General features: G+C 38.0%; 22 protein-coding genes and 1 tRNA gene. 5 read left to right on the top strand and 18 right to left on the bottom strand.

Going from position 1 to position 20,579, the window contains the following annotated elements:
• Window positions 1-276: 276 nt before the first annotated feature.
• The 11 genes from B7E04_RS00645 to B7E04_RS00595 form a co-directional block, all read right to left on the bottom strand.
• Window positions 277-352: transfer RNA gene (locus tag B7E04_RS00645), tRNA-His, on the bottom strand.
• Between the two features lie 35 nt (window positions 353-387).
• The gene (gene bshB1, locus B7E04_RS00640; RefSeq protein ID WP_080776683.1) at window positions 388-1,107 is read right to left on the bottom strand and encodes a bacillithiol biosynthesis deacetylase BshB1; all 720 of its coding nucleotides are present in this window, start codon (window positions 1,105-1,107) and stop codon (window positions 388-390) included.
• Between the two features lie 82 nt (window positions 1,108-1,189).
• Window positions 1,190-2,839 (bottom strand): tetratricopeptide repeat protein, encoded by a 1,650-nt coding sequence (locus B7E04_RS00635; protein WP_080776682.1) that lies wholly within the window; start codon window positions 2,837-2,839, stop codon window positions 1,190-1,192.
• Between the two features lie 81 nt (window positions 2,840-2,920).
• Window positions 2,921-3,796: a PstS family phosphate ABC transporter substrate-binding protein gene (locus B7E04_RS00630; protein WP_080776681.1), complete on the bottom strand. Its 876-nt coding sequence runs from the start codon at window positions 3,794-3,796 to the stop codon at window positions 2,921-2,923.
• Entirely contained in the window at window positions 3,786-3,980 is a 195-nt protein-coding gene (locus tag B7E04_RS00625) for a DUF308 domain-containing protein (RefSeq protein WP_080776914.1), read from the bottom strand. The genes B7E04_RS00630 and B7E04_RS00625 overlap by 11 nt, the downstream gene beginning before the upstream one ends.
• 79 nt (window positions 3,981-4,059) lie before the next feature.
• A complete protein-coding gene (locus tag B7E04_RS00620) occupies window positions 4,060-4,902 on the bottom strand; it encodes an energy transducer TonB (protein WP_080776680.1) in 843 nt (280 codons plus the stop codon).
• A 23-nt stretch (window positions 4,903-4,925) separates the two neighbouring features.
• Entirely contained in the window at window positions 4,926-5,498 is a 573-nt protein-coding gene (locus tag B7E04_RS00615) for an ExbD/TolR family protein (protein WP_080776679.1), read from the bottom strand.
• A 13-nt stretch (window positions 5,499-5,511) separates the two neighbouring features.
• The gene (locus tag B7E04_RS00610; protein ID WP_080776678.1) at window positions 5,512-6,114 is read right to left on the bottom strand and encodes an ExbD/TolR family protein; all 603 of its coding nucleotides are present in this window, start codon (window positions 6,112-6,114) and stop codon (window positions 5,512-5,514) included.
• Window positions 6,115-6,177: 63 nt separating this feature from the next.
• Window positions 6,178-7,041, bottom strand: a complete 864-nt coding sequence (locus tag B7E04_RS00605; RefSeq protein ID WP_048508398.1) for a MotA/TolQ/ExbB proton channel family protein — start codon at window positions 7,039-7,041, stop codon at window positions 6,178-6,180.
• 240 nt (window positions 7,042-7,281) lie between these two features.
• Entirely contained in the window at window positions 7,282-10,095 is a 2,814-nt protein-coding gene (gene leuS / locus B7E04_RS00600; RefSeq protein ID WP_080776677.1) for a leucine--tRNA ligase, read from the bottom strand.
• Window positions 10,096-10,278: 183 nt separating this feature from the next.
• A complete protein-coding gene (locus tag B7E04_RS00595) occupies window positions 10,279-10,752 on the bottom strand; it encodes a lipocalin-like domain-containing protein (protein WP_080776676.1) in 474 nt (157 codons plus the stop codon).
• 199 nt (window positions 10,753-10,951) lie between these two features.
• Here B7E04_RS00595 and B7E04_RS00590 point away from each other — a divergent pair, with 199 nt between their 5' ends.
• From B7E04_RS00590 to B7E04_RS00580, 3 genes are read left to right on the top strand one after another with little or no spacing between them, the layout of a single operon-like run.
• Window positions 10,952-11,929, top strand: coding sequence for an acyltransferase family protein (locus B7E04_RS00590; RefSeq protein ID WP_080776675.1), 978 nt, complete (start codon window positions 10,952-10,954; stop codon window positions 11,927-11,929).
• Between the two features lie 23 nt (window positions 11,930-11,952).
• Entirely contained in the window at window positions 11,953-12,708 is a 756-nt protein-coding gene (locus B7E04_RS00585; RefSeq protein WP_080776674.1) for a glycosyltransferase family 2 protein, read from the top strand.
• Window positions 12,708-13,334, top strand: a complete 627-nt coding sequence (locus B7E04_RS00580; protein ID WP_080776673.1) for a deoxyuridine 5'-triphosphate nucleotidohydrolase — start codon at window positions 12,708-12,710, stop codon at window positions 13,332-13,334. Before B7E04_RS00585 ends, B7E04_RS00580 begins: the two co-directional genes overlap by 1 nt.
• Before the next feature lie 153 nt (window positions 13,335-13,487).
• Here the strand turns inward: B7E04_RS00580 and B7E04_RS00575 are convergent, their stop codons facing one another.
• The 7 genes from B7E04_RS00575 to B7E04_RS00545 form a co-directional block, all read right to left on the bottom strand.
• Window positions 13,488-14,717 (bottom strand): 3-deoxy-D-manno-octulosonic acid transferase, encoded by a 1,230-nt coding sequence (locus tag B7E04_RS00575; RefSeq protein WP_080776672.1) that lies wholly within the window; start codon window positions 14,715-14,717, stop codon window positions 13,488-13,490.
• Between the two features lie 4 nt (window positions 14,718-14,721).
• Complete coding sequence (locus tag B7E04_RS00570) at window positions 14,722-15,066, bottom strand: cupin domain-containing protein (protein ID WP_080776671.1); 345 nt, start codon at window positions 15,064-15,066, stop codon at window positions 14,722-14,724.
• Window positions 15,063-15,530 (bottom strand): DUF1648 domain-containing protein, encoded by a 468-nt coding sequence (locus tag B7E04_RS00565; RefSeq protein WP_080776670.1) that lies wholly within the window; start codon window positions 15,528-15,530, stop codon window positions 15,063-15,065. The genes B7E04_RS00570 and B7E04_RS00565 overlap by 4 nt, the downstream gene beginning before the upstream one ends.
• A 16-nt stretch (window positions 15,531-15,546) precedes the next feature.
• Window positions 15,547-16,263, bottom strand: coding sequence for a C40 family peptidase (locus tag B7E04_RS00560; protein ID WP_080776669.1), 717 nt, complete (start codon window positions 16,261-16,263; stop codon window positions 15,547-15,549).
• 79 nt (window positions 16,264-16,342) lie between these two features.
• The gene (locus tag B7E04_RS00555) at window positions 16,343-16,990 is read right to left on the bottom strand and encodes an O-methyltransferase (RefSeq protein ID WP_080776668.1); all 648 of its coding nucleotides are present in this window, start codon (window positions 16,988-16,990) and stop codon (window positions 16,343-16,345) included.
• Window positions 16,991-17,121: 131 nt separating this feature from the next.
• Window positions 17,122-17,274 (bottom strand): CCPGW family putative bacteriocin, encoded by a 153-nt coding sequence (locus B7E04_RS22645; protein WP_080776667.1) that lies wholly within the window; start codon window positions 17,272-17,274, stop codon window positions 17,122-17,124.
• Window positions 17,275-17,746: 472 nt separating this feature from the next.
• Window positions 17,747-18,580 (bottom strand): OmpA family protein, encoded by an 834-nt coding sequence (locus B7E04_RS00545; protein WP_080776666.1) that lies wholly within the window; start codon window positions 18,578-18,580, stop codon window positions 17,747-17,749.
• 90 nt (window positions 18,581-18,670) lie between these two features.
• On the opposite strand from B7E04_RS00545, the gene tilS reads away from it, so the two are divergent.
• Entirely contained in the window at window positions 18,671-19,993 is a 1,323-nt protein-coding gene (gene tilS / locus B7E04_RS00540) for a tRNA lysidine(34) synthetase TilS (RefSeq protein ID WP_080776665.1), read from the top strand.
• A complete protein-coding gene (locus B7E04_RS00535) occupies window positions 19,966-20,529 on the top strand; it encodes an RNA polymerase sigma factor (RefSeq protein ID WP_080776664.1) in 564 nt (187 codons plus the stop codon). Before tilS ends, B7E04_RS00535 begins: the two co-directional genes overlap by 28 nt.
• Window positions 20,530-20,579: the final 50 nt, after the last annotated feature.

Below are 20,579 nucleotides of genomic sequence, written 5' to 3'. Positions count from 1 at the left end.
TATCTAAAAACACAAGCATCTGAAAAAGGTGCTTTTTTTATGTCTGTATTTTTGCGCAGCGTAAAATGCATTGTTTCCTATGAAGTGGTCTTTACAATTGATATTGAGATAATAACGAAAATCGGCTGGAAGAATCCCCATTACATCTCTTCAGATTAAACAGATTAAATATTTCGTCAAATAAAAATAGGGCATCTGACAGTATTAAATGATTAAAATAGAATTCAGAATGGGTATAAAATAAAAAAGTACACTTATAAAAAGTGTACTTTTCTTGGGTGAATGATGGGTCTCGAACCCACGACCTTCGGAACCACAATCCGACGCTCTAACCAACTGAGCTACAATCACCGTTTTGTGAGTGCAAATATAGGGAAGATTTTTTAATTACCAAACAATTCCGTCAAAATTTTTCATCGCAATTAACTTCTCAGACGTAAATCCCTCAGCATAAGCTACTCCCGATAAGCGTCCCAAATCCTGTGCGCGGTACGTCAGGCTTTCAAAAAAGTCTTTTGTAGCAATCGGGGTTACCGGCTCATTGGAAGTTGGATCATAGAACTGGGTTTTAAAAGCCATGCAAGCCTCAATCTTCTTATCCAAATGTTCAGAAATATCAATCACAAATTCCGGTGTGATATTTTTCCATTGAATATAATGAAAAATATGCTTCGGCCTCCACACCTCCTGATTTTCGCCTTCCAAAACCGTTTCAATTTTTCTCAGTCCGGACAAAAAGCACGCATCCGATACTAATTTCGCTCCTTTTGCATGATCCGGATGTCTGTCATCAATCGCATTGGCTAAGACGATTTCCGGGCGGTATTTGCGGATCATTTTTACGATCTCCATCTGATATTCTTCAGAATTCACCAAAAAGCCGTCTTTCATTCCAAGGTTTTCCCTGGCAGACACTCCAAGAATTTTTGCTGCATTTCCCGCCTCCACTTTTCGGGTCTCATCTGTCCCCCTTGTCCCAAGCTCTCCGCGGGTAAGATCTACGATGGCACATGTTTTTCCTTCTGAGATCATTTTGGCGATCGTTCCGCCACACCCCAGCTCTACATCGTCAGGATGCGCTCCAAAAGCAAGTATATCTGTTTTCATATGATCAAAGATAAGGTTTAAAATAAAAACTTCCCAAACATTGCGAATGGGAAGTTTTAATATCTATAATTTAAATTTTAAATTACTTGTTGATTTCTGCATTTAATTTCACAGCATCCTGGTAAGTAGGATCAAGCTGTAAAGATTTTGCCACATAATCTTTAGCTTTTGCAAGATCTGAATCTTTGTTCATGTACGCTACTGCAAAGTAAGCGTAGGCTAAAGTCTGCTTGTTAGCTTCCAGATCTGCAGGTTTTACCGTACTGATAAACTTCTCATATGCCAGTTTAGCTGCGTCATTATTTCCTGCCTGCTGGTAAGAATATCCCTGGCTGTAGTAAGCCGGTGCCCAGTCCGGTAGAAGTGCACTCATTTTTTGCCATGTAAGGACAGCTCCATTCCAGTTTTTAACATCCTGGTATGCGGTAGCCAATTTAAACAGAGAATCGGAATCCTCTTTGTTGGCAGCCACTTTCTTCTTCAATGCTTCAATTTCAGGACTTGTAGGTCCTTTTTCCGCCTCAGCCTGAGAAGCTCCTCCTCCAGCAATATTTGCCAGCTCAATATCCCACTTCATGGTTTCATCTTTAGCCGCTTTAGCAATAGCAATTTTCTGCTGTGCTTCAGTAGTTAAAGCGGTTTTCTTAGCTGTATCGGTTTCTGTTTTCGCCAAACCTGCTGCGATAAGTCCCTGAAGACCCTGGTCAGCCGGCTGGATTCTTGTTTTCTCAGCCTGAGACACGAATGTATCCATGTTCTGCTTTGCTTCAGCATAATTTCCGTCTGCATAAGACTGGTAAGCTCTTAATTTGAACTTAATCGGGTCATCAATTTTATCAAAGATTTTGTCCAACACCATTTTAGAGTTTGCATAATCTTCGTTGGTAAAATATAATTTAGCAATTTCTAACTGAGTATATGGATCCTCATCGGCATATTTTGTATAGTTGATAAGATCCTGTGTAGCTTTTGCATTTTCCTGATATCTGATATCATATGACGCCAGGGCTTTATAAGCAGGCGCGTACGTAGCATCTACACCAATTGCTTTATCAATGCTTTGCTTCGCTTGCTGCCATTGTTGTGCAGCCATCCATAAAGTAGCCATTCTGGTATAAACGGATGCTTTATTTTTAGCTAACGGAAGTGCTTTATCGTAAGCAGTCATCGCATCACCAGGAGCTCTTTTTAATCTGTAAGCGTCTCCCAGTGTATAGTAATAATGTGCAGGAACTCCTTTTTTCTCTGCTTTTTCAACAGCCTTATTCAGGAACTGGATCGCTGCATCCGGAGCACTGTTTTTCTCGAATAAAGTTAAAGCTTCTGCTGCTCTGAATAATACTTCAGCATCTTTTTCTCTGGAATCTGCAACAATTTTCTGAATCTCAGCAATAGCGCTTTTATCTCCCTTTCCTAATTTAACGGTAGCAAGACCGATTTTGTTAAGGTAGCTTTTGCCGTCGGCAGCCAAACCTTTGTTAAAGCTTTCTGTAGCCTTAGCATAATCAGGTTCACCCTGCTTCAGGTATGTATTTCCTAAATAGAAGTAATTTTCTGCTGTAGGTGCCTTCGTAACCATTTCCGTAAAATTGGTTTTAGCCTGAGCAAATTTATCACTGTCTATACTGTTAATACCGTCCTGCAACGTTTGTGCAGAGGCTAAACCGGCAAAAAATACTACGGCTGCTCCAAAAGCAATTTTCTTTACATTCATAATCATTATATCTTTCATTTTATATTTTTCTATCTTTTTGAGCTATATGCTCCACAATTTTCAGACCAAAACATTATTTAGATGCTATTTTAATAATTTTTAACGCATCTGTACTTCCCTTTTAAATATATTGTAAGGCTGTAACCCTTCTTTCTGAACAATCATCTGGCCCAGCTGTGTACAGGAGTATCTTATAAATCCGTTTGCAATATTAAAGTTTCCTTCATTGGTTAAGAAATAAAGGACCCGGGTAAACGGGTAAGTCATTTTTCGTAATCCTTCATGATCTGAAGTGTAAAGTTTTCCATTAATTTCTACAGGAAGAACCTTAACCATTTCTCTCAATCTCTCAGAGGTCTTATCATACGGGCGGCTGAATGTATTCAAGCCGATAACTCCTATTTTATCAGGATACTTACCCAGTTCTTCAATGATATTCTGGTTTCCGGGAATAATGGAAAATTTGAGATCTTTAGGCTGTTTTTTGAGTTTCTGAGCTACAAAATTCAGGTTACTGGAATTGGTTCCGTCAAAAATAAAATTTTTAGCTTCAGATTCAAGTCCGGCTTTTATTTCATCCATAGAAATGCTCTGTTTCGGAGAATCTTTAGTGACAACAAAAACAACTGCGTCTGCTGCAAATTTAGCGGGAAGAAATTTCAGATCTACCTGTTCTTCATAAGCTTTTTTCTCTTCCGGAGTAAGATCTCTGGACATTACCGTTATTCTTGCCTTATCTTTCAACAGGTCAAGAAATGCCAAATCTTCTTTTTGGGTTACAATTTTGATATGGGTATCCGGGTAATTGATCATATATCCGTCTGCCAGTGCTTCTGTAACACTTTTGAAAGATTCGTCGGTAAGTATGGTAAGATCTCCTTTATGATAGGATGGCGATTTATCCTCTTTTTTCTTGCAGCTTACGGCACCGATGCTCATTAAGGAAAGCAGTACAATTTTTAAACTATTTCTCATTTCCTGAATCTTTTATCCTTGAAACTGCTCTATAGATTCTAAATATTCCATAAAGAATAAGCACTGCACCCATTGCGTAGGCAATAGCAGGCTCCAAAATCGTAAAGAAAAATTTGTATACAATCACTACAACTCCCAATACGATATAAAATAATCCTGTAACTAAGGATAACCAATTGAACATCATGTAACAAAAATACCAAAAAAAATAAAAAGAGAAGCATATGCTTCTCTTTTTTATTTATAATTTGAATAAATAAGTCTTATTCAAAATTCATTGTAAACGGTACGCTATAGTAAGATCTAACACTCTCCCCGTTTCTTTTCGCAGGAGTCCATTTTTTTAGTTTCTTCACTACACGAACTGCTTCACTGTTGAAGTCGCCATTTGGAGATTTCTCCTCAATAGTAACTCCGGAAACTGTTCCGTCTCTTTCTACAACAAACTTAAGCTTGGCTTTAAGTGTACCTTCGCCTCCTTCCATCAAAGAAGTATCAAAATTCTCCCCAAGATATTTTCTCAATGCTGCCATACCTCCTGGATATTCTGCAGATTGGTCTACATCTTTGTAGATCTCATTAGGGTTGTTTGTTTTTACTTCCGCTGTACTGGCTTTGTTACCTGTAGACGGCGGTGGTGGCGGTGGTGTATAAGCCGGAGCTTTCACACCCTCCTGGTTATTCAAACCTGTCGTTGTTTCTAACTGCTTAGAAATTGGCGGCGGTGGAGTTTCAATCTTTGGAGCTTTTACAGGCTCCGGAACCACGTTCTGAATAACTTCAATTTTCTCCTCTTCTTTTGGAGGTGGAGGTGGTGGAGGTGGTTCTTCTTCTTTCGGCTGCTCAATAATTTTATCTTCCTGAAGAATTTCTACCAAATCAGCCTTCACTTCCTGCTTAGGTGGTTCAGTTAATCTTTTAATGGTAAGATAAATAAAAGGAGATAAAGCCGCAATCAGGAATAATGCCGTTCCAATAACAAAAGATTTTGTCAAAAGTTTCGGATACTGATGTCTAAGATCATAGGCACCATATTCCTTGTTTCTATTTTCAAATACAATCTCGTCTAAGGTAAGATTCTGACTGTATACATTTTCATCTGCCATAGATATACAATTTTATGGTTAAATTACTTTGTAGCCGGTGTAGCCGCAGCTCCATTATTTCCAACTTTCTTATCATAAATAGCTTTCTCCCAAGGCTTCAGATCGGTTACCCCGTACTGTTCGCTTTTGGTAATGGCCATTTCGTCAAGAATATCTACAAAGTTTTTATATACAGCATCGTCAGTGGGCTTGATAATAACAGTAAATTTTGTTTTATCTGCCGCATTTGCTCTTGCCTGCTCAATAACTCTTCTAATTCCTTCTCTGTCAAAGGTAGTTTCCATAAGATTCTGATCAGTTAAAGAAGTATTATCCTGCTGATGCCAGAAAATCTTATTGTCTTTACCCAATAATAAAGAAATTGAGTTAGAAAGTTTAATTTCTGTTGGAGGTGGTTTCGGCTGATCCTTTTTAGGTTTTGCCGGAAGACCCAAATCCATTACATTCGGTTTACTAAATGTGGTTGTGAACATAAAGAAGGTAATCAATAGAAAACCCAAGTCCACCATCGGAGTCATATCTACTCTGGTATTCTGCTTCTTGGAACGGACCTTGCCGCCCTTGCCGCCTTTTTCCTGTACTTGTACTTCTGCCATTTCTAAATGATTATTATGGTTTACCTTCTTGTGATGTGATCAACCAGAATTTAAGAAAATCAATATCTCTTAAACCTTCAAATAGGCTTTTAACTTTAGGATACTCAGTAGTAACGTCTCCCTTGATTGCTAATTTGTAATCAGGATTTACGCTCAAACTCTGCTGTACCCAGTCTACTAACTGCTTATTTGTACTATCCATAGGAATCCCTTTAGGACTCTTGAAACTTTTCTGCTCCTCATCTGACAAATCAAGATAGCTTTTAAGTTGGTTCATAGGAACCCCAATCGCTTGTACTTTTTGAAATGCAGCTTTTTGCTGGTTGGTAAAAGTCATATTATACTTTTCTCCCATTTTATCCAAAAGCTGTAGTCTCTCTGATGCATTTTCTACGGGCTGGAAATAGAATTTTCCGTCCGGAGTAGCGTTGATGGTCATCAAACTTGCATCAGGAAGTAACTTCTCTGATATTGAAGATGGCGGTTTAATCTGCTCCACGTCAGGTTTTTTAAACTGAGTGGTCAATATAAAGAACGTAAGTAGTAGGAAAGCAACGTCACACATTGCCGTCATATCCGTCACTACTCCATGTCTTTTAGGTTTGACTCTCGCCATTGTTTTGAATTATTTTTAATTAAACTTCTTTTAATTGGAATGCAAATTCCTTGCTAAAAATTCTTAGTTGAATTCAGCGAAAGACTGCTGGATGCTCATAGCGATCTCGTCGATCTTATAAGTTAATCCGTCAATTTTAGAAGTAAAGAAGTTGTAAAGGATAATAGCGATAGCTGAAGTACCAATACCTAATGCCGTGTTGATCAAGGCTTCAGAGATACCAGTAGAAAGTGCAGCAGCATCCGGAGTACCACCACCAGAACCTAACGCGAAGAATGCTTTGATCATCCCGATTACTGTTCCTAAAAGTGCAATTAGGGTAGCAACAGTACCTAAAGTGGAAAGAATCATCATGTTCTTTTCAAGCATTGGCATTTCAAGAGTAGTAGCCTCTTCGATAGCTTTGTTAAGAGCCACCATTTTCTGCTCTTTATTTAAAGTAGTATCATGAGAAAGAGCTTTGTAAGTAGTAAGACCTTCTTTCACTACGTTACCTACAGATCCTTGTTGTCTGTCACACTCTTCTAAAGCTTCATCAATTTTGTTTTGATTCAGTAAGCTTCTTACCTGAACTACGAAGTTGTCTAGGTTACCTTTACCGGCAGCTTTGCCTAGTACGAAATATCTTTCAAAAGAGAACACGATTACAGTAATCATGAAAGTGATCAAGATAGGTACAATAACCCCTCCTTTGTAGATAATACCTAAGAACGATTCCGGGTGAATGTCTTTTCCTTCAACACTTGAGAAAGCTACAGACCCACTTCCTAGTTTTTCTGCATCTTTAAAGTTACCTGGGTTACCAAGCACGAATAAATAAATACAAACTCCTATAGCGAAAAGAATAGGAATAATAACAGCCGGGTTTAAACCTCCTGCTTTTCTAGCAACTACTTGCTCATCATTTTTTGAAACATTCATTTCCATATTTAACTAAATTATATTGTTTTAAAATTTTACAGGGTGTAAATTAAAGGCAAAATTAATTAAAATGCAAGAGTCTTAAATAAACATTTTGCAATTTTCTAATAAAGAAATTTTAATACGATTTCGATATAATAATTATTTTTAAATATTTTATTTATTTTTCCCAATTTTAACGTTTGAGTTAGAAATTTAAAAAAATAAGACCTTCATTTTTTTTAATTTGCCAATGTTAACTTTTTTTTAAATTACGATATTCACAATACGGTGATGCACCACGATGATTTTTTTAGGTGTTTTGCCTTCCAAAATCGGTTGCATTTTTTCATCCGAAATCACCAAATCTTCCACTTCTTTGGCAGATAGCTGAGCAGGAAGTGAAATTTTGAACTTCATTTTACCGTTTACACTTACCGGATATTCTATTTCGTCTTCTACCAGGTATTCCTCGTTCAATACAGGGAATTTCTCGAATTCAACGGATTCTTTATGCCCCAGTAAACTCCAAAGCTCCTCACAGATGTGTGGTGCATACGGAGAGATGATAACGGCCAATGGTTCTAAAATATTGCGTTTGTTGCATTTTATTTTTTGCAGCTCGTTCACAGCTATCATAAATGAAGATACAGAGGTGTTGAATGAGAAATTCTCAATATCATAAACCACCTTCTTGATTAAGGTATGTAACACCTTATATTCTGCTTTGGTTGGCTCTTCATCCGAAACTTCAAAAGTATCGCCATTAAAATACAGGTTCCAGAATTTCTTAAGGAAACCATAGACTCCACTTAGCCCTTGTGTATTCCACGGCTTGGACTGCTCCAAAGGCCCCAGGAACATTTCATACAGTCTTAATCCGTCTGCTCCGTATTCTTCACAGATATCATCAGGATTAACCACATTGTATTTTGATTTGGACATTTTTTCAACTTCACGGTCTGTGATGTATTTTCCGTCTTCCAGAATAAATTCTGCATCGGCATAGTCCGGTCTCCAGGCTTTGAAGGCTTCAGTATCCAACTCGTCCGATGCTCCTTTTAATAAGGATACATCAACGTGGATTTTTTGCGTCTGATAATTTCCTGCAAGGTTTTTGGAAACATATTGATGGGTACCATCAATTCTGTATACGAATGCACTCATCCCCAAAATCATCCCCTGGTTAATCAGTTTCTGGAAAGGCTCATCATGGGTAATGTATCCTCTGTCTTTTAAGAACATGTTCCAGAAACGGGAATACAATAAGTGACCCGTTGCATGCTCGCTGCCTCCAATGTATAAGTCTACTTGTCCCCAATAATCTGCCAGTTCTTTTTTAACGAAAACCTCCTGATCATTCGGATCCATATATCTAAGGAAATACCATGAGCTTCCCGCCCAGCCCGGCATGGTAGATAATTCTAACGGGAATATGGTTTTATCATCAATAAGATCTGTAGAAACTACTTTCTGATTGGCTTCATCCCAGGCAAATACTTTGGCATTCCCCAACGGCGGATCACCGTCTTCGGTAGGGAGATATTTTTTCACTTCAGGAAGCTCCAGCGGTAAAGCGGAAACCGGAAGCGTGTAAGGCATCCCTTCCTTATAATATACAGGAACCGGCTCGCCCCAGTAACGCTGTCTTGAGAAAATAGCATCACGCTGTCTGTAGTTGGTGGTTCCGTGGCCTATTGCTCTATTTTCGATTTCCGAAATTATTTTTGATTTGGCATCATTATAATTCAATCCGTTCAGGAAATCGGAATTTACACATACTGAATCTTTAGAATCAAAAGATTTCTCCTGAATGTCTTCTTCAGTTTCAACAACCTTTTTAATGGTAAGGTTAAATTTCTTTGCAAATCTGTGATCACGCTCGTCATGTGCAGGAACCGCCATCACAGCACCTGTTCCATACCCCATCAATACGTAATCCGAAATATAGATTGGCATTTTCTCCCCGCTGAATGGATTGACAGCGTAACTTCCCGTAAAAGCTCCGCTCACGTTTTTCACGTCAGACATCCTGTCTCTTTCCGTTTTTTTGGAGGTCTCTTCTATATAAGTATCTACTTCCACTTTCTGAGCTTCGGTAGTAATGGCTTCCACTAATGGATTTTCAGGAGCCAATACCATAAATGTCGCTCCAAAAATAGTATCAGGCCTTGTGGTAAATACCTCAACGATCTCGTCATGTCCTTCTACCTGAAACTGAACCTGTGCTCCCTGGGATTTCCCGATCCAGTATTCCTGGGCGTCTTTAAGCGGCTGTGGCCAGTCCAGTGTATTCAATCCCTGTAATAATCTTTCGGAGTAGGCAGAAATTCTCATGCTCCACTGCATCATTTTCTTCTGGAATACAGGGAATCCTCCTCTTTCAGATTTTCCGTCTTTCACCTCATCATTGGCTAATACGGTTCCTAAAGCAGGACACCAGTTCACCGTAGTCTCAGCTCTGTAAGCCAAACGGTAATTCAATAAGATATCTTCTTTATCAAGGTCTGAAGCTTTTTCCCATTCTTCAGCCGTGAAATTTAGTTCGTCGTTCTGATTGGCATTTAATCCTTCCGTACCTTTTTCTTCAAAATGTTTGATTAAGGTATCAATAGATTCCGCCTGATCGGTATTTTTATTATACCACGAATGGTACAGCTCAATAAAGATCCACTGTGTCCATTTATAATAGGATGCATCAGAAGTTCTCACCTCTCTGCTCCAGTCGAATGAAAAACCGATCTTTTTCAGCTGCTCCTCATACCTGTTGATATTTTCCTCAGTTGTAACGGCAGGATGTTGCCCTGTCTGGATGGCATACTGTTCAGCAGGAAGCCCGAAGCTGTCATACCCTACCGGGTGAAGCACATTAAACCCCTGATGTCTTTTATATCTTGCATAGATATCCGATGCAATATATCCCAGCGGGTGTCCCACATGAAGCCCTGCTCCGGATGGATACGGAAACATATCGAGAACATAAAATTTAGGTTTGTCCGTGTTATTGGAGGTTTTGTAGGTTTGGTTATCCTCCCAGTACTTCTGCCACTTTTTTTCTATCTGCTGATGATCGTAAAACACTTTATTATAGATATTAGATGTTAGATATTAGATGTAAGATTGTTCAACTCCCATTCTAATTTTCACAAAAATAATGATTTTAAAAGAAATGGAAATTTTAATTTTAATTAATTAAAGAATACCCCTTCAACAAAAAAATCCCATCCGGAGATGAGATCTATGTTAAGGAATATACTGTATTATTTATTGAGGAATTCTCCTCATTGTAATGGTTCTTGTTTTATATACAGTAGGATCCTGAGTCTCTTCTCTTAGAGCAAGGTTCAGGGTGGCATCATCGAGGGTAACTACTTTTCCGTTAACCGGCTCTACGATTCCCTGAAATTTGAGCACTATCGTTTTTGCACTTTTATCATAGGTATAGGTAAAGTTCTGATCGGATACGATAGTACACTGCGGTGTTGTTCCCATTTCATCGTTTTTGGTTCTTTTCCCGCTTACTTCGGTATTGAATCTCCATCTTCCTTCTTTCTGACAGTCGGTATAGGTGATGAGATCTGAAACAGGATCTTCTCCTACTTCTACGGTGGTTACCACTTCTTTAAGCGGCTGCCAAACCCCTACAAGTGGAGCTTCCATTGTATTACCGTCATCATCATTACATCCTGTAGCTACAAATAATGATAAACCTGCAAATAGTAATGCTAATTTCTTCATATATAAAATTTTCAAGGGCTAAAATTATAATTTTTTTGATTTATAACACCATTTTTTGTGAAAAATTATTTCGATAATCTATATTTCTGAAAATTTTAGAGCAGGATCCTTTAAAATAACCTTTATTTAACAAATATTGAATCGGTGAGGCAGCCGTAATTTTATTAAAAAAACTATTTTTGCAGAAAGAAAAACAAAAATGCAGAGTATAACGAAAAATAATTTTGACTTCATCCGTGTTCTCCTTGCTTTCATTGTCTTTGTGGGACATCTCGGAGCTTTAAGTGACTCTCAACAACTTTATTTTTTAACGCACAGCCCTGTAGAAATTGCCGTTTTTTCTTTTTTCATTGTGAGCGGATTCCTGATTGCGAGAAGCTACGAAAGGTCTTCCAGCCTGAAAAGCTATGCAAAGAAAAGGTTTAACAGGATCGTGCCTGCTTATTTACTGGTTGTATTTCTCTGTACTACGCTCCTGAGCCTGGTGAGTACGTTATCTTTTTCAGACTATTTCGGGAATGTTCAGGTGTATAAATATTTTTTCTGGAACTCTTTATTCATGAATTTCATGGCCCCCTCCCTTCCCGGCGTATTCGGAAATGAGGCGGTGAACGGTGCACTCTGGACCCTTAAGATCGAAATGTGTTTTTATGCAGCGGTTCCCCTGATGTTTTTATTATTTGGAAAAAACAATAAATACAGAACACTCAGTCTGATTATTCTCTACGTCTTGTCTCTGGTTTTTCTTAATTATTTTGACATGATCGGGAAATCTGCCATTGCCAGACAGCTTCCCGGGTCGCTGTGTTATTTTATTGGCGGAATGCTTATTTATTTTCATTTTGACAAGTTTATCAAATATAAGCACGTCCTATTTATCATTGCTGTTCTTACGGTCTGGATAGATCTGATCCTTCATATCAGGTTTTTTTCTCCTATTATGATCAGTATTATAGTTCTGTATATTGCCTATTCTCTGAAATTTCTGAATAATTTCGGGAAATACGGAGACTTCACGTATGGTATTTATATATTCCACTTCCCTATTATCAGGGTATTTGCCACGCTTGGGCTGTTTGCCAATTTTAATCCTTTTTTCATGAGTTTTGTATGCATGCTGGTGGTTATAGGTGTAGGAATTGCGTCCTGGCATCTTTATGAGAAAAAATTTTTATAATTTTATCCCCAGTTAAAACACACATGAAAGACTTAGTCTCCATCATCACTCCCTGCTATAATTCTGCTGAATTCATCGAAGAAACAATACAATCTGTTTTAAACCAAACCTATGAAAACTGGGAATGGCTGATCACCGATGACCTGTCTAAAGACAATACGGTAGAGATTATAAAAAGATATAATGACCCAAGGATCAAACTGCAGGTTCTGGAAAAAAACGGCGGTGCCGGAAATGCCCGGAATAACAGCCTTGAAAGAGCTCAGGGAAGATATATTGCTTTTCTGGATTCCGATGATTTCTGGTATCCGGAATATCTGGAAACCATGACAGATTATATGGAAGAAAACAACGCGGAACTGGTATACTGCAATTACTCCAGATGCAATGAGCAGCTGCAGCCTGTTTTAAAGGATTTTATGGCTGATAAAGCGGTTACTTTCTCCAATCTTCTGAAGACCTGCCGCCTGGCACCGGTTTCTACGATGTATGACACCAAAAGGGTCGGGAAATTTTTATTTCCTATCAAAAGCAAGCGGGAAGATCATGTGATGTGGCTGAATCTGTTAAAAGTAATCCCGGAGGGAATGCCCATCAATAAAACACTCGCCAAATACAGAATGCGTGAGAACAGTGTATCGCGGAAGAAAAAGAATATCATCAAGGATCAGTATCTGGTGTATAAGGATTTCATGGGATTTTCTACAGTAAAATCTCTTTATTACACAGCCAACTGGGCAATCAACGGCTTTATGAAATATTCTAAAATTTTTAATTAATGGAATATTCAAAAGAATTCAAAGCTGCATTGAGTGCTTTTTCCAGCATTGAAAAGGACCGTCTTATTTTCAGGCTTCTGAAAAAGGATAAGCTTTTATCAAAAAAACTGTATTTCGAACTGATTGATCAGGAAACTACTGATGATAAACGAAATGCAATGGAAAATCATGTAACTGAAAAAATTCTTTTGGCATCAAAATATATCGGGAATGCCAAATATTTCATGAGTACCGTCCGTACCATCAGTGCTGATATTACAGAACATGTGAAAATCACAACCGATAAATTCGGAGAGGTTTCGCTTAATCTCCTTCTTGTCAATAGAATTTTAGACCATAATGACGATCTGAGCAGACAAAGATTCGATAATGTGTACAAGCTTTATATCTACATCATTAATAAAGTATTCAAAGCCCTTGTTTTAACCAAAAAGCTGGATGAGGATTACTGGATGGAGATCGATGAATTACTGGAAGAAGCCCAAAAGAAAATACTTGAAAACCATTATCTACAGAAACTCTGCATCAATAACGGCCTTGATTTCAACTGGCTTCAGTCTGACCGTATTCCGGAAAACATAGAGCAGATTATAAAAGATATTAAAAGCCAGGGATTCTTAAGATGATGAGAGAGACATCAGATTTCAGACACAAGACTTTTTTGGCTTAAGACTGAGATCAGGAAGTGTCAATAGTCAATTTTGCTGTGCAAGTGAAATGTGAAACGTCTAGCCCAATAAACCATATCACTAAACTCTAAAACTCTCCTACTTTCAAACTTAAGATATTTTCTGCATAATCAGGTTTGTTGCATCAGGTTTTTCATTGACAAACTTCTCAGCATTAGCGGACATTTCTTTCAGCTCTTCTTCATTATTAAAGAGAAATAATACAAAATCAGCCGCAGCGTATTCTTCGGCAAAGGACTTCCCTCCATTGGTTTCAATCAGGCCATCTGCCTCAGGATTTTTCCTGTAATGGTTTCCAAAAATAACAGGCACACCAAATGTGGCAGCCTCCAGGATATTATGCAGTCCTGCATCATGAAAACCTCCGCCTACAACCGCTACATCTGCATAGGAATATAATTTTGATAATAATCCGATACTGTCTATGATCAGAAGCTGAGCATTAAGCGTTGAAAGTGGAGTCTGTTGAATTTCACTGTATACCAAAGCGCCTGGGAAAGCCTGTTTAAGGTGTCCCACCCTCTTTAAATCATGAGGAGCAATAATCAGTTTTACATCCGGGTTCATTCTGTAAATAGCAGCAGCCATTTTTTCTTCCGCCTGCCAGGAACTTCCAAAGACCACAGCTTTGTGTTCTCCTATAAATTCTGAAATCAATTCTACATGGTTATTTCTTGCTCTCAGTTGCTTTACCCGGTCAAACCTCGTATCTCCTGTTACAGAAGATTGAGTCAGTCCGATACTTTTAGCCAACGCAAAAGAAAATTCAGTCTGATGAAAGAACCAATCTACATTTTTTTTAAGCTGCTTTACAAACCATTTCCCGTAAGATGTGAAAAAAGCCTGTCTTTCGTAGAATAAAGCGGAGATGACGTACACCTTAGCCCCCTGCTCCTTAAGTCCGGCCAGCAGATGATACCAGTAATCATATTTAACCGTAAAAAATAGTTCAGTATGAAACTGTGAAATAAAGTCTTTTACAGTAGATTTTTTATCGAAAGGAAGATAACAGATAACGTCTGCAATATGTTTCTTTTTCACCACATTTTCATAACCTGAAGGCGAGAAGAAAGTTACAAGAATTTTATGTCCTGGAAATTTTTCTTTCAGTTTCTCCAAAACAGGAAGTGCCTGCTCGTACTCACCCAGACTTGCCGCATGCATCCAGATCACTTTATCTGAGGGGTTAAAAGCGCTTTTTATTTTATTTAAAGACTGCTTTCTGCCTTCAACGCCTTTTTTAGTTTTATCATTAAATAACGAAAAAACTTTCATTCCGAAAATGAGAAGACTGATGAATATATTGTATAGGAAGGACATGTGATTATTTTTTTATTTCAGTTCGGTCATGAGCAGTTGACGGGTTGGAAATCACAAGAAATTCCACAGCCTTGTGAGATTCATTGGCAATAAAATGTTCTGATTTCGGCCGGACAGAAATGCTTTCTCCTTTCTTCACCAAAAACTTTTCACTGTTGATATATAAAACGGCCTCGCCTTCCAAAATATAAAAAAACTGCTTTGCCGATTCATGAAAATGCAGTTTTTCAGCAGTCACCGCAGGCATCTTTTCCTGCTTGACGGAAAGGCCTTCCGAATCTTCTAAAACCCAGCTGTCACAGGCATTTCCCCAGATGTAATGCTTTGAATTGTCTTTAGATTGTATCATTTGAACAGACCTACTAAAACCAACACCACCATCAGGCTCCCGATCACAGATAAAATAGCTGTAGACATCGGAACTCTGGGCTTCACCCGATCATCAAACGAGTACCTGAACATATAATCCTGTCCGTTCATAAAAATAAGCAGCACCAGCACAAACAGCCATCGCAAAAAAGTTTCCATAATCAGGAACTGGGCACTTTTGTTCTGCTCTGTAATTTCTACAGGAAAATTAACTGCTTCAGGATGTCTTAGTGCATACACGAAGAAAAAATACAAAACCGTCCCAAGAACCGGTGTGATAAAAGAATAGAGTTTGCTGCCGAAATTATCAGCTTTACCGTCAAAATCGAAATGTACAGGAATTCTTGCAGGCAGGGTTTTATAATGCTTCAGGGTAAACCACCAGAAAAAAACAAGCAGTCCGAAGTTAAAAATATCAAAAATTGTAAAAATAACATTCTCCATCCAGACCGTTTTAAGATTATAATAAGTTTTTGATCACTCTGAGTTTATGGGTGTGCTTATTCATTTCTTTATTAAAGATCCCGGTAGAATCAAGGATATCAATCCTTACTTTTCCGGAGGCATGAATAATTTTCTGGTTATCCAGCATAATTCCTACATGAATAATTTTCCCTTCAGGATTTTCAAAGAATGCTAAATCTCCCGGCTGACTCTCTTCAACGAAAGTAAGGGGTTCACCTACTTCTGCCTGCTGATAAGTATCTCTCGGCAGCTTAATATCATGAATTTTATAAACCAGCTGTGTGAAGCCGGAACAGTCTACTGCAAAAAAACTTTTGCCGCCCCATAAATAAGGCACATTAAGGAATTCTTTGGCCGCCAGAGCAATACTTTCACGAAGATCGTGGCTTCTTTTTGAGGCTACCACCGGAAACTCTACTTCAGACCCCATCGAAAGAAGGGTTTTACCGTCATTCATCAATACGGAAGAGAAATCTTCAGTAACTACGGTGACTTTTCTTTTTGCCAGTTCTTCATCTGTTACAGGTTTCAGCTGCTTGGTATCTATCCATCCCTCATATCCGTCATAGTGCATTTTTATCATGGTCCAGTTTTTATTGACCTCCAGAATATCTGCACTTTCTCCAAACAGCATTTCCGTAACAATTTCCGCCTTGTCAGAATTTTCTGCGCGGACCGGTGCTACTGTAACGTTACAAATTCCTTTATTCATGTATTAAGATTAAAAGATTCAATAATGTAAAGATTAAAAAAATATTGCCATATCATATTTTAATCTTTAAATATTTTAATTACTTCCTGCGAAGGAAGTTCACTCCATCACGCAAAGGTAAAATAAGATTTTCAAAATCATCATCTTTTGCAACCAAATCATTCAGTTCTTTGATGACCTGTGTGGATTTCTGTTTTGGGTTTTCTTCCAGTACTTTTCCGTACCATAACACATTATCAAACATTACTACAGAACCTGATTGTGTTCTCGGCTTAATGAGCCTGAAATATTCTGCATAATTTTCTTTGTCCGCATCTATGAAAACCAGATCAAAAATCTCATCGGTTTCCCTTAAAAATTCTTTGGCATCCTGAAGTTTAAAATCAATCTGTTCAGCATATTCACTTTCCTCAAAATATTTTTTAGGAAGATAAGCAAGATCTTCATTCACATCCAGGGTAGTGATTTTCCCGTCTTTGGCTAAACCTGCAGTAAGGCATAGCGTGGCATATCCTGTAAAAGTTCCTATTTCCAGTACATTCCTGGGTTGCAACATCTGGGACACCATCGTAAGGAGCCTTCCCTGCTGATATCCGGAGATCATATGCGGCTGTGTGGTTTTCTGATAGGTCTCTCTCCTAAGTTTTCTCAAAATTTCAGGTTCGGAGGAAGCATGGGTTTCCAGGTACCTGTCCATTTCGGGATTTTTTTCTTCAAAAAAACTCATATCTCTTTTTGTTTAAACAAATTTAAGCATTTAAAATTTCTTCCGGAAAGCTTATTGCCCTCCACATGTAACGAAAAAGGAGAGAAATTAATCTCTCCTTCATAGCTCTATCTATTTCTGTGTAGAATGAATTAAAGCGCTACGCAATACCGCCCTCTTGTTGCACATACCCATCCAGGGCAGCAGTCACTGGTTCTTTGACAGATGATTTGCGGATTGCATCTTGAATCAGCACCTTGTAGATTTTTCATTTCTCCTCTTGAAAGTTTTTTTAAATTTTTCATAGTAATAAGTTTAATTTGGTTTTCCTACTCTGTAAGATTTTCGGACACCTCTATATATTTCCCCATAAAGGGAATCTAATATACACATTATTCTACTAACCAGAGACTATTATAATTAATATTATTTAAAAAGCTCTATATTACTGATTCGAATACCGGAAAAACCCCATGAAAAATACCGGGAAAATACGGATGTTTTTTTCTGATGTTTAGTTATACATTTGCAGAGAACAAGGGGTAAAAACACTAAGACAAAAGGAAATGAATGCAGAGGGAAAACTAATTAACACAGGGAATCAGAAGACCGCAGGGCCAAAAGGCAAGGCGGATTCTTCATCAAAAAAAACTAAAACTCGAATATCCAATTCATTTTTGCAGCGGATTATTTCATTATTGAAAAAAGAAGAACTGATCTGACAAACAAAAATCCCGAATAACTTCGGGATTTTTTTATTGATATTAATTGTTATAATTACTTCTTAGGAGCAATATCCATCAGTTTCATGAATTCATCCAGCTTAGGCATAATGATGATTTCTGTTCTTCTGTTTTCTGCTCTTCCTGAAACGCTCATATTGGTTGCTTTAGGATTGTACTCGGAACGTCCTCCTGCCGTAATTCTCGCCGGATCTACTCCAAACTGTGTCTGAAGAATCTTAGCGATGGCAGTACCTCTCAATGCAGAAAGATCCCAGTTGTCTCTCGGCAGATTGGCAGAGCTTAAAGGAGCATTATCTGTGTTACCCTCAATCAGGACAGAATATTTATCGTAATCATTGATCACTTTAGCTACTTTTCCTAAGATTTCCTGAGCAGCAGGCAGCACATTGTAGTCTCCTGTTTTATATAACATTTTATCTGAAAGTGAGATCATTACTACACCTTTCAACACTTTCACCTGTACGTCATCATCTGCTACGTTATCAAGAGATCTTTTAAGCTTGTTAGACAATGCCATGTTCAGACTGTCGTTTTTAGCATTGTTTGAAATCAGCTGCTTGATATAAGAATTGGAAGCATTAATTTCTCCAACCAGTTTATCAATATTTGCAGAGCTTTTCCCTGTATTGGAAAGACAGGCATCCAAAGATGATTTCAAAGCTTCATGCTGACTTTTCAAAAGGTTGTTTTCCCCTGTCAGTGCAGAATTTTGAGACTTTAAATCCTGGATTTCTCTTTGTCTTTCGCCGATGTTTTCAATACACTGCTTATAGTTTGAACTTAAAGCGTCATATTGCTTTTTGCTGATACAAGATGTCAACCCCAGCGCCATTGCAGAAACTGCTAAAATTTTAATAATCTTCATAAATAATCATTTTTAGACGAATCAAAGTTAGGGAAATTCAATTGAATTATATGGATTATCTTTGTATGAAAGAAATTCTCAACATACCTCTTGGAAAATATTAGTTTTAAAAACCAGCTTCAAAACCTTGTCCGGAACCCGGAAAACCACACCTATCTTCTGGCGGTAAGCGGGGGTGCGGATTCTATGGTATTAGCCTCTCTGTTTCAGGGTTTGGAACTTGATTTTCAGGTGGCCCATATCAATTATAAACTCAGGGGAGAAGATTCGGAACTGGATCAGAAAACGGTTCAGGATTTTTGTGAGAAAAATCATATTCCGTTTCATTTGTATGAAGTTTCGGAAAAGGATCAAAAACCTGAAAATTCTATTCAGCTCTGGGCCAGGGAACTCCGTTACCGTTTTTTTAAGGAAATCCGCGAGAAAGAGAATTTGGAATTTCTTGTGACAGCCCATCACCTCAATGATCAGCTGGAAACGTTCCTCATCAATCTTTCCAAGGCTTCGGGGATTAATGGATTGAGTGGGATTCCGGCAGACAGGCATCAGATCCTCCGCCCGCTTTTAAATTTTTCAAAAGATGAAATTTACCGGTTTGCGGAAGAACACCAGATTCATTTCCGGGAAGATCTGTCCAATAAAAAGAATGATTATTTAAGAAATAAGATCAGAAACGAAATTGTTCCCAGGCTTTTAGAAACAAATGATCACTTTCTGGAAAACTTCAAAAAGAGTTCTGCTTATTTAAATCAAACCAAAGATTTTGTCCAAAAGCAGATAGAGGAAATCGAAAATACGCTGAGCACATTTAACCCTGAACATAAAATATTATCAAAGGAAGGACTGAATCAGGAAAGCAGTTTTGTGAAATTTGAGATTTTAAAGAAATACGGGTTCATTCATGAGGAAGAAATTTCAAAAATTTTTACCGCTGCAAACGGAAGTTCTTTTTTTTCAAAAGATTATCATTTGCTGATCCATAGAAATGAATTGATTTTTTCACCAATCAGCAACGTGAATACCGAAAATGAGTCTCCCGGGGAGATTATTTTAACAGCAGATAAAAACGGAGAGATCATTCTCCCGGAAATCATCAGCTTTCAAAATTCAAAGACAGCATCTTTGGAATGGCAGTTTGATGATGAAAAAATCGTTCATCCTTTACGGTTGAGAAAAAAGGAAGCAGGTGACATCTTCTACCCTGCCGGAATGGGCGGAAAAAAAAGGGTGTCCAAATTTCTCAGGGATGAAAAGCTGTCTGTTTTTGAAAAAGACCAGATCTGGATTATATGTGATGCAAATCATCAGATTTTAGGAGTACTTCCTTACCGACAGGACCGAAGATTTTCTGCCAGTAAAGGCACTAAAACAATGACTACCATAAAATGGACAGGAAAAAAACAAATGCTTTAGCCGTTGCAGACTTCAAAAAGGACAGCAATACAGCTTTTGGTATTTTATATGAAGGATATTTTGGGTACACCAAAAAATTTGTGCTCAACAACAGCGGAAGCCTGGAAGATGCAGAGGACATATTTCAGGATGCACTGATTATTTTGTATGAAAAGTTATATGCCGACAAGTTCAACACTTCTGGCTGCCTGGGGAGTTACGTTATAGGAATTTCTAAAAATTTATGGCTTAAAAAACTAAGAAATAAGGACTTTACGATAGAAATAACAGAAAATTACTATGCTCACCATCAGGAAGAAATTGATGCCGCAATTGAAAACGAGATTCATTATTGGGACAGGCTTGGCGCTTATATCAATTCTATCTCCACTCACTGCAAAAACTTAATTCAGGATATTTTTATGAAAAATAAAAGTATTGAAGAAATCCAGACCCAATATCAATATACCAGCAAGCATAATGCGCAGAACCAAAAACACAAATGCGTGGAGCAGATCCGAAAGATCAAAGAAAAAGACATTTTAAACACTGATTAACAACACATTACAAATAAAAATAAAAAAAATCACTTATCGCTGGGTGATTT

The sequence above is a fragment of the Chryseobacterium phocaeense genome, from assembly GCF_900169075.1.
Lineage (GTDB): Bacteria > Bacteroidota > Bacteroidia > Flavobacteriales > Weeksellaceae > Chryseobacterium > Chryseobacterium phocaeense.
Note: the sequence above shows the minus strand (reverse complement) of the source record. Positions and strands in the feature narration are given on the sequence as shown.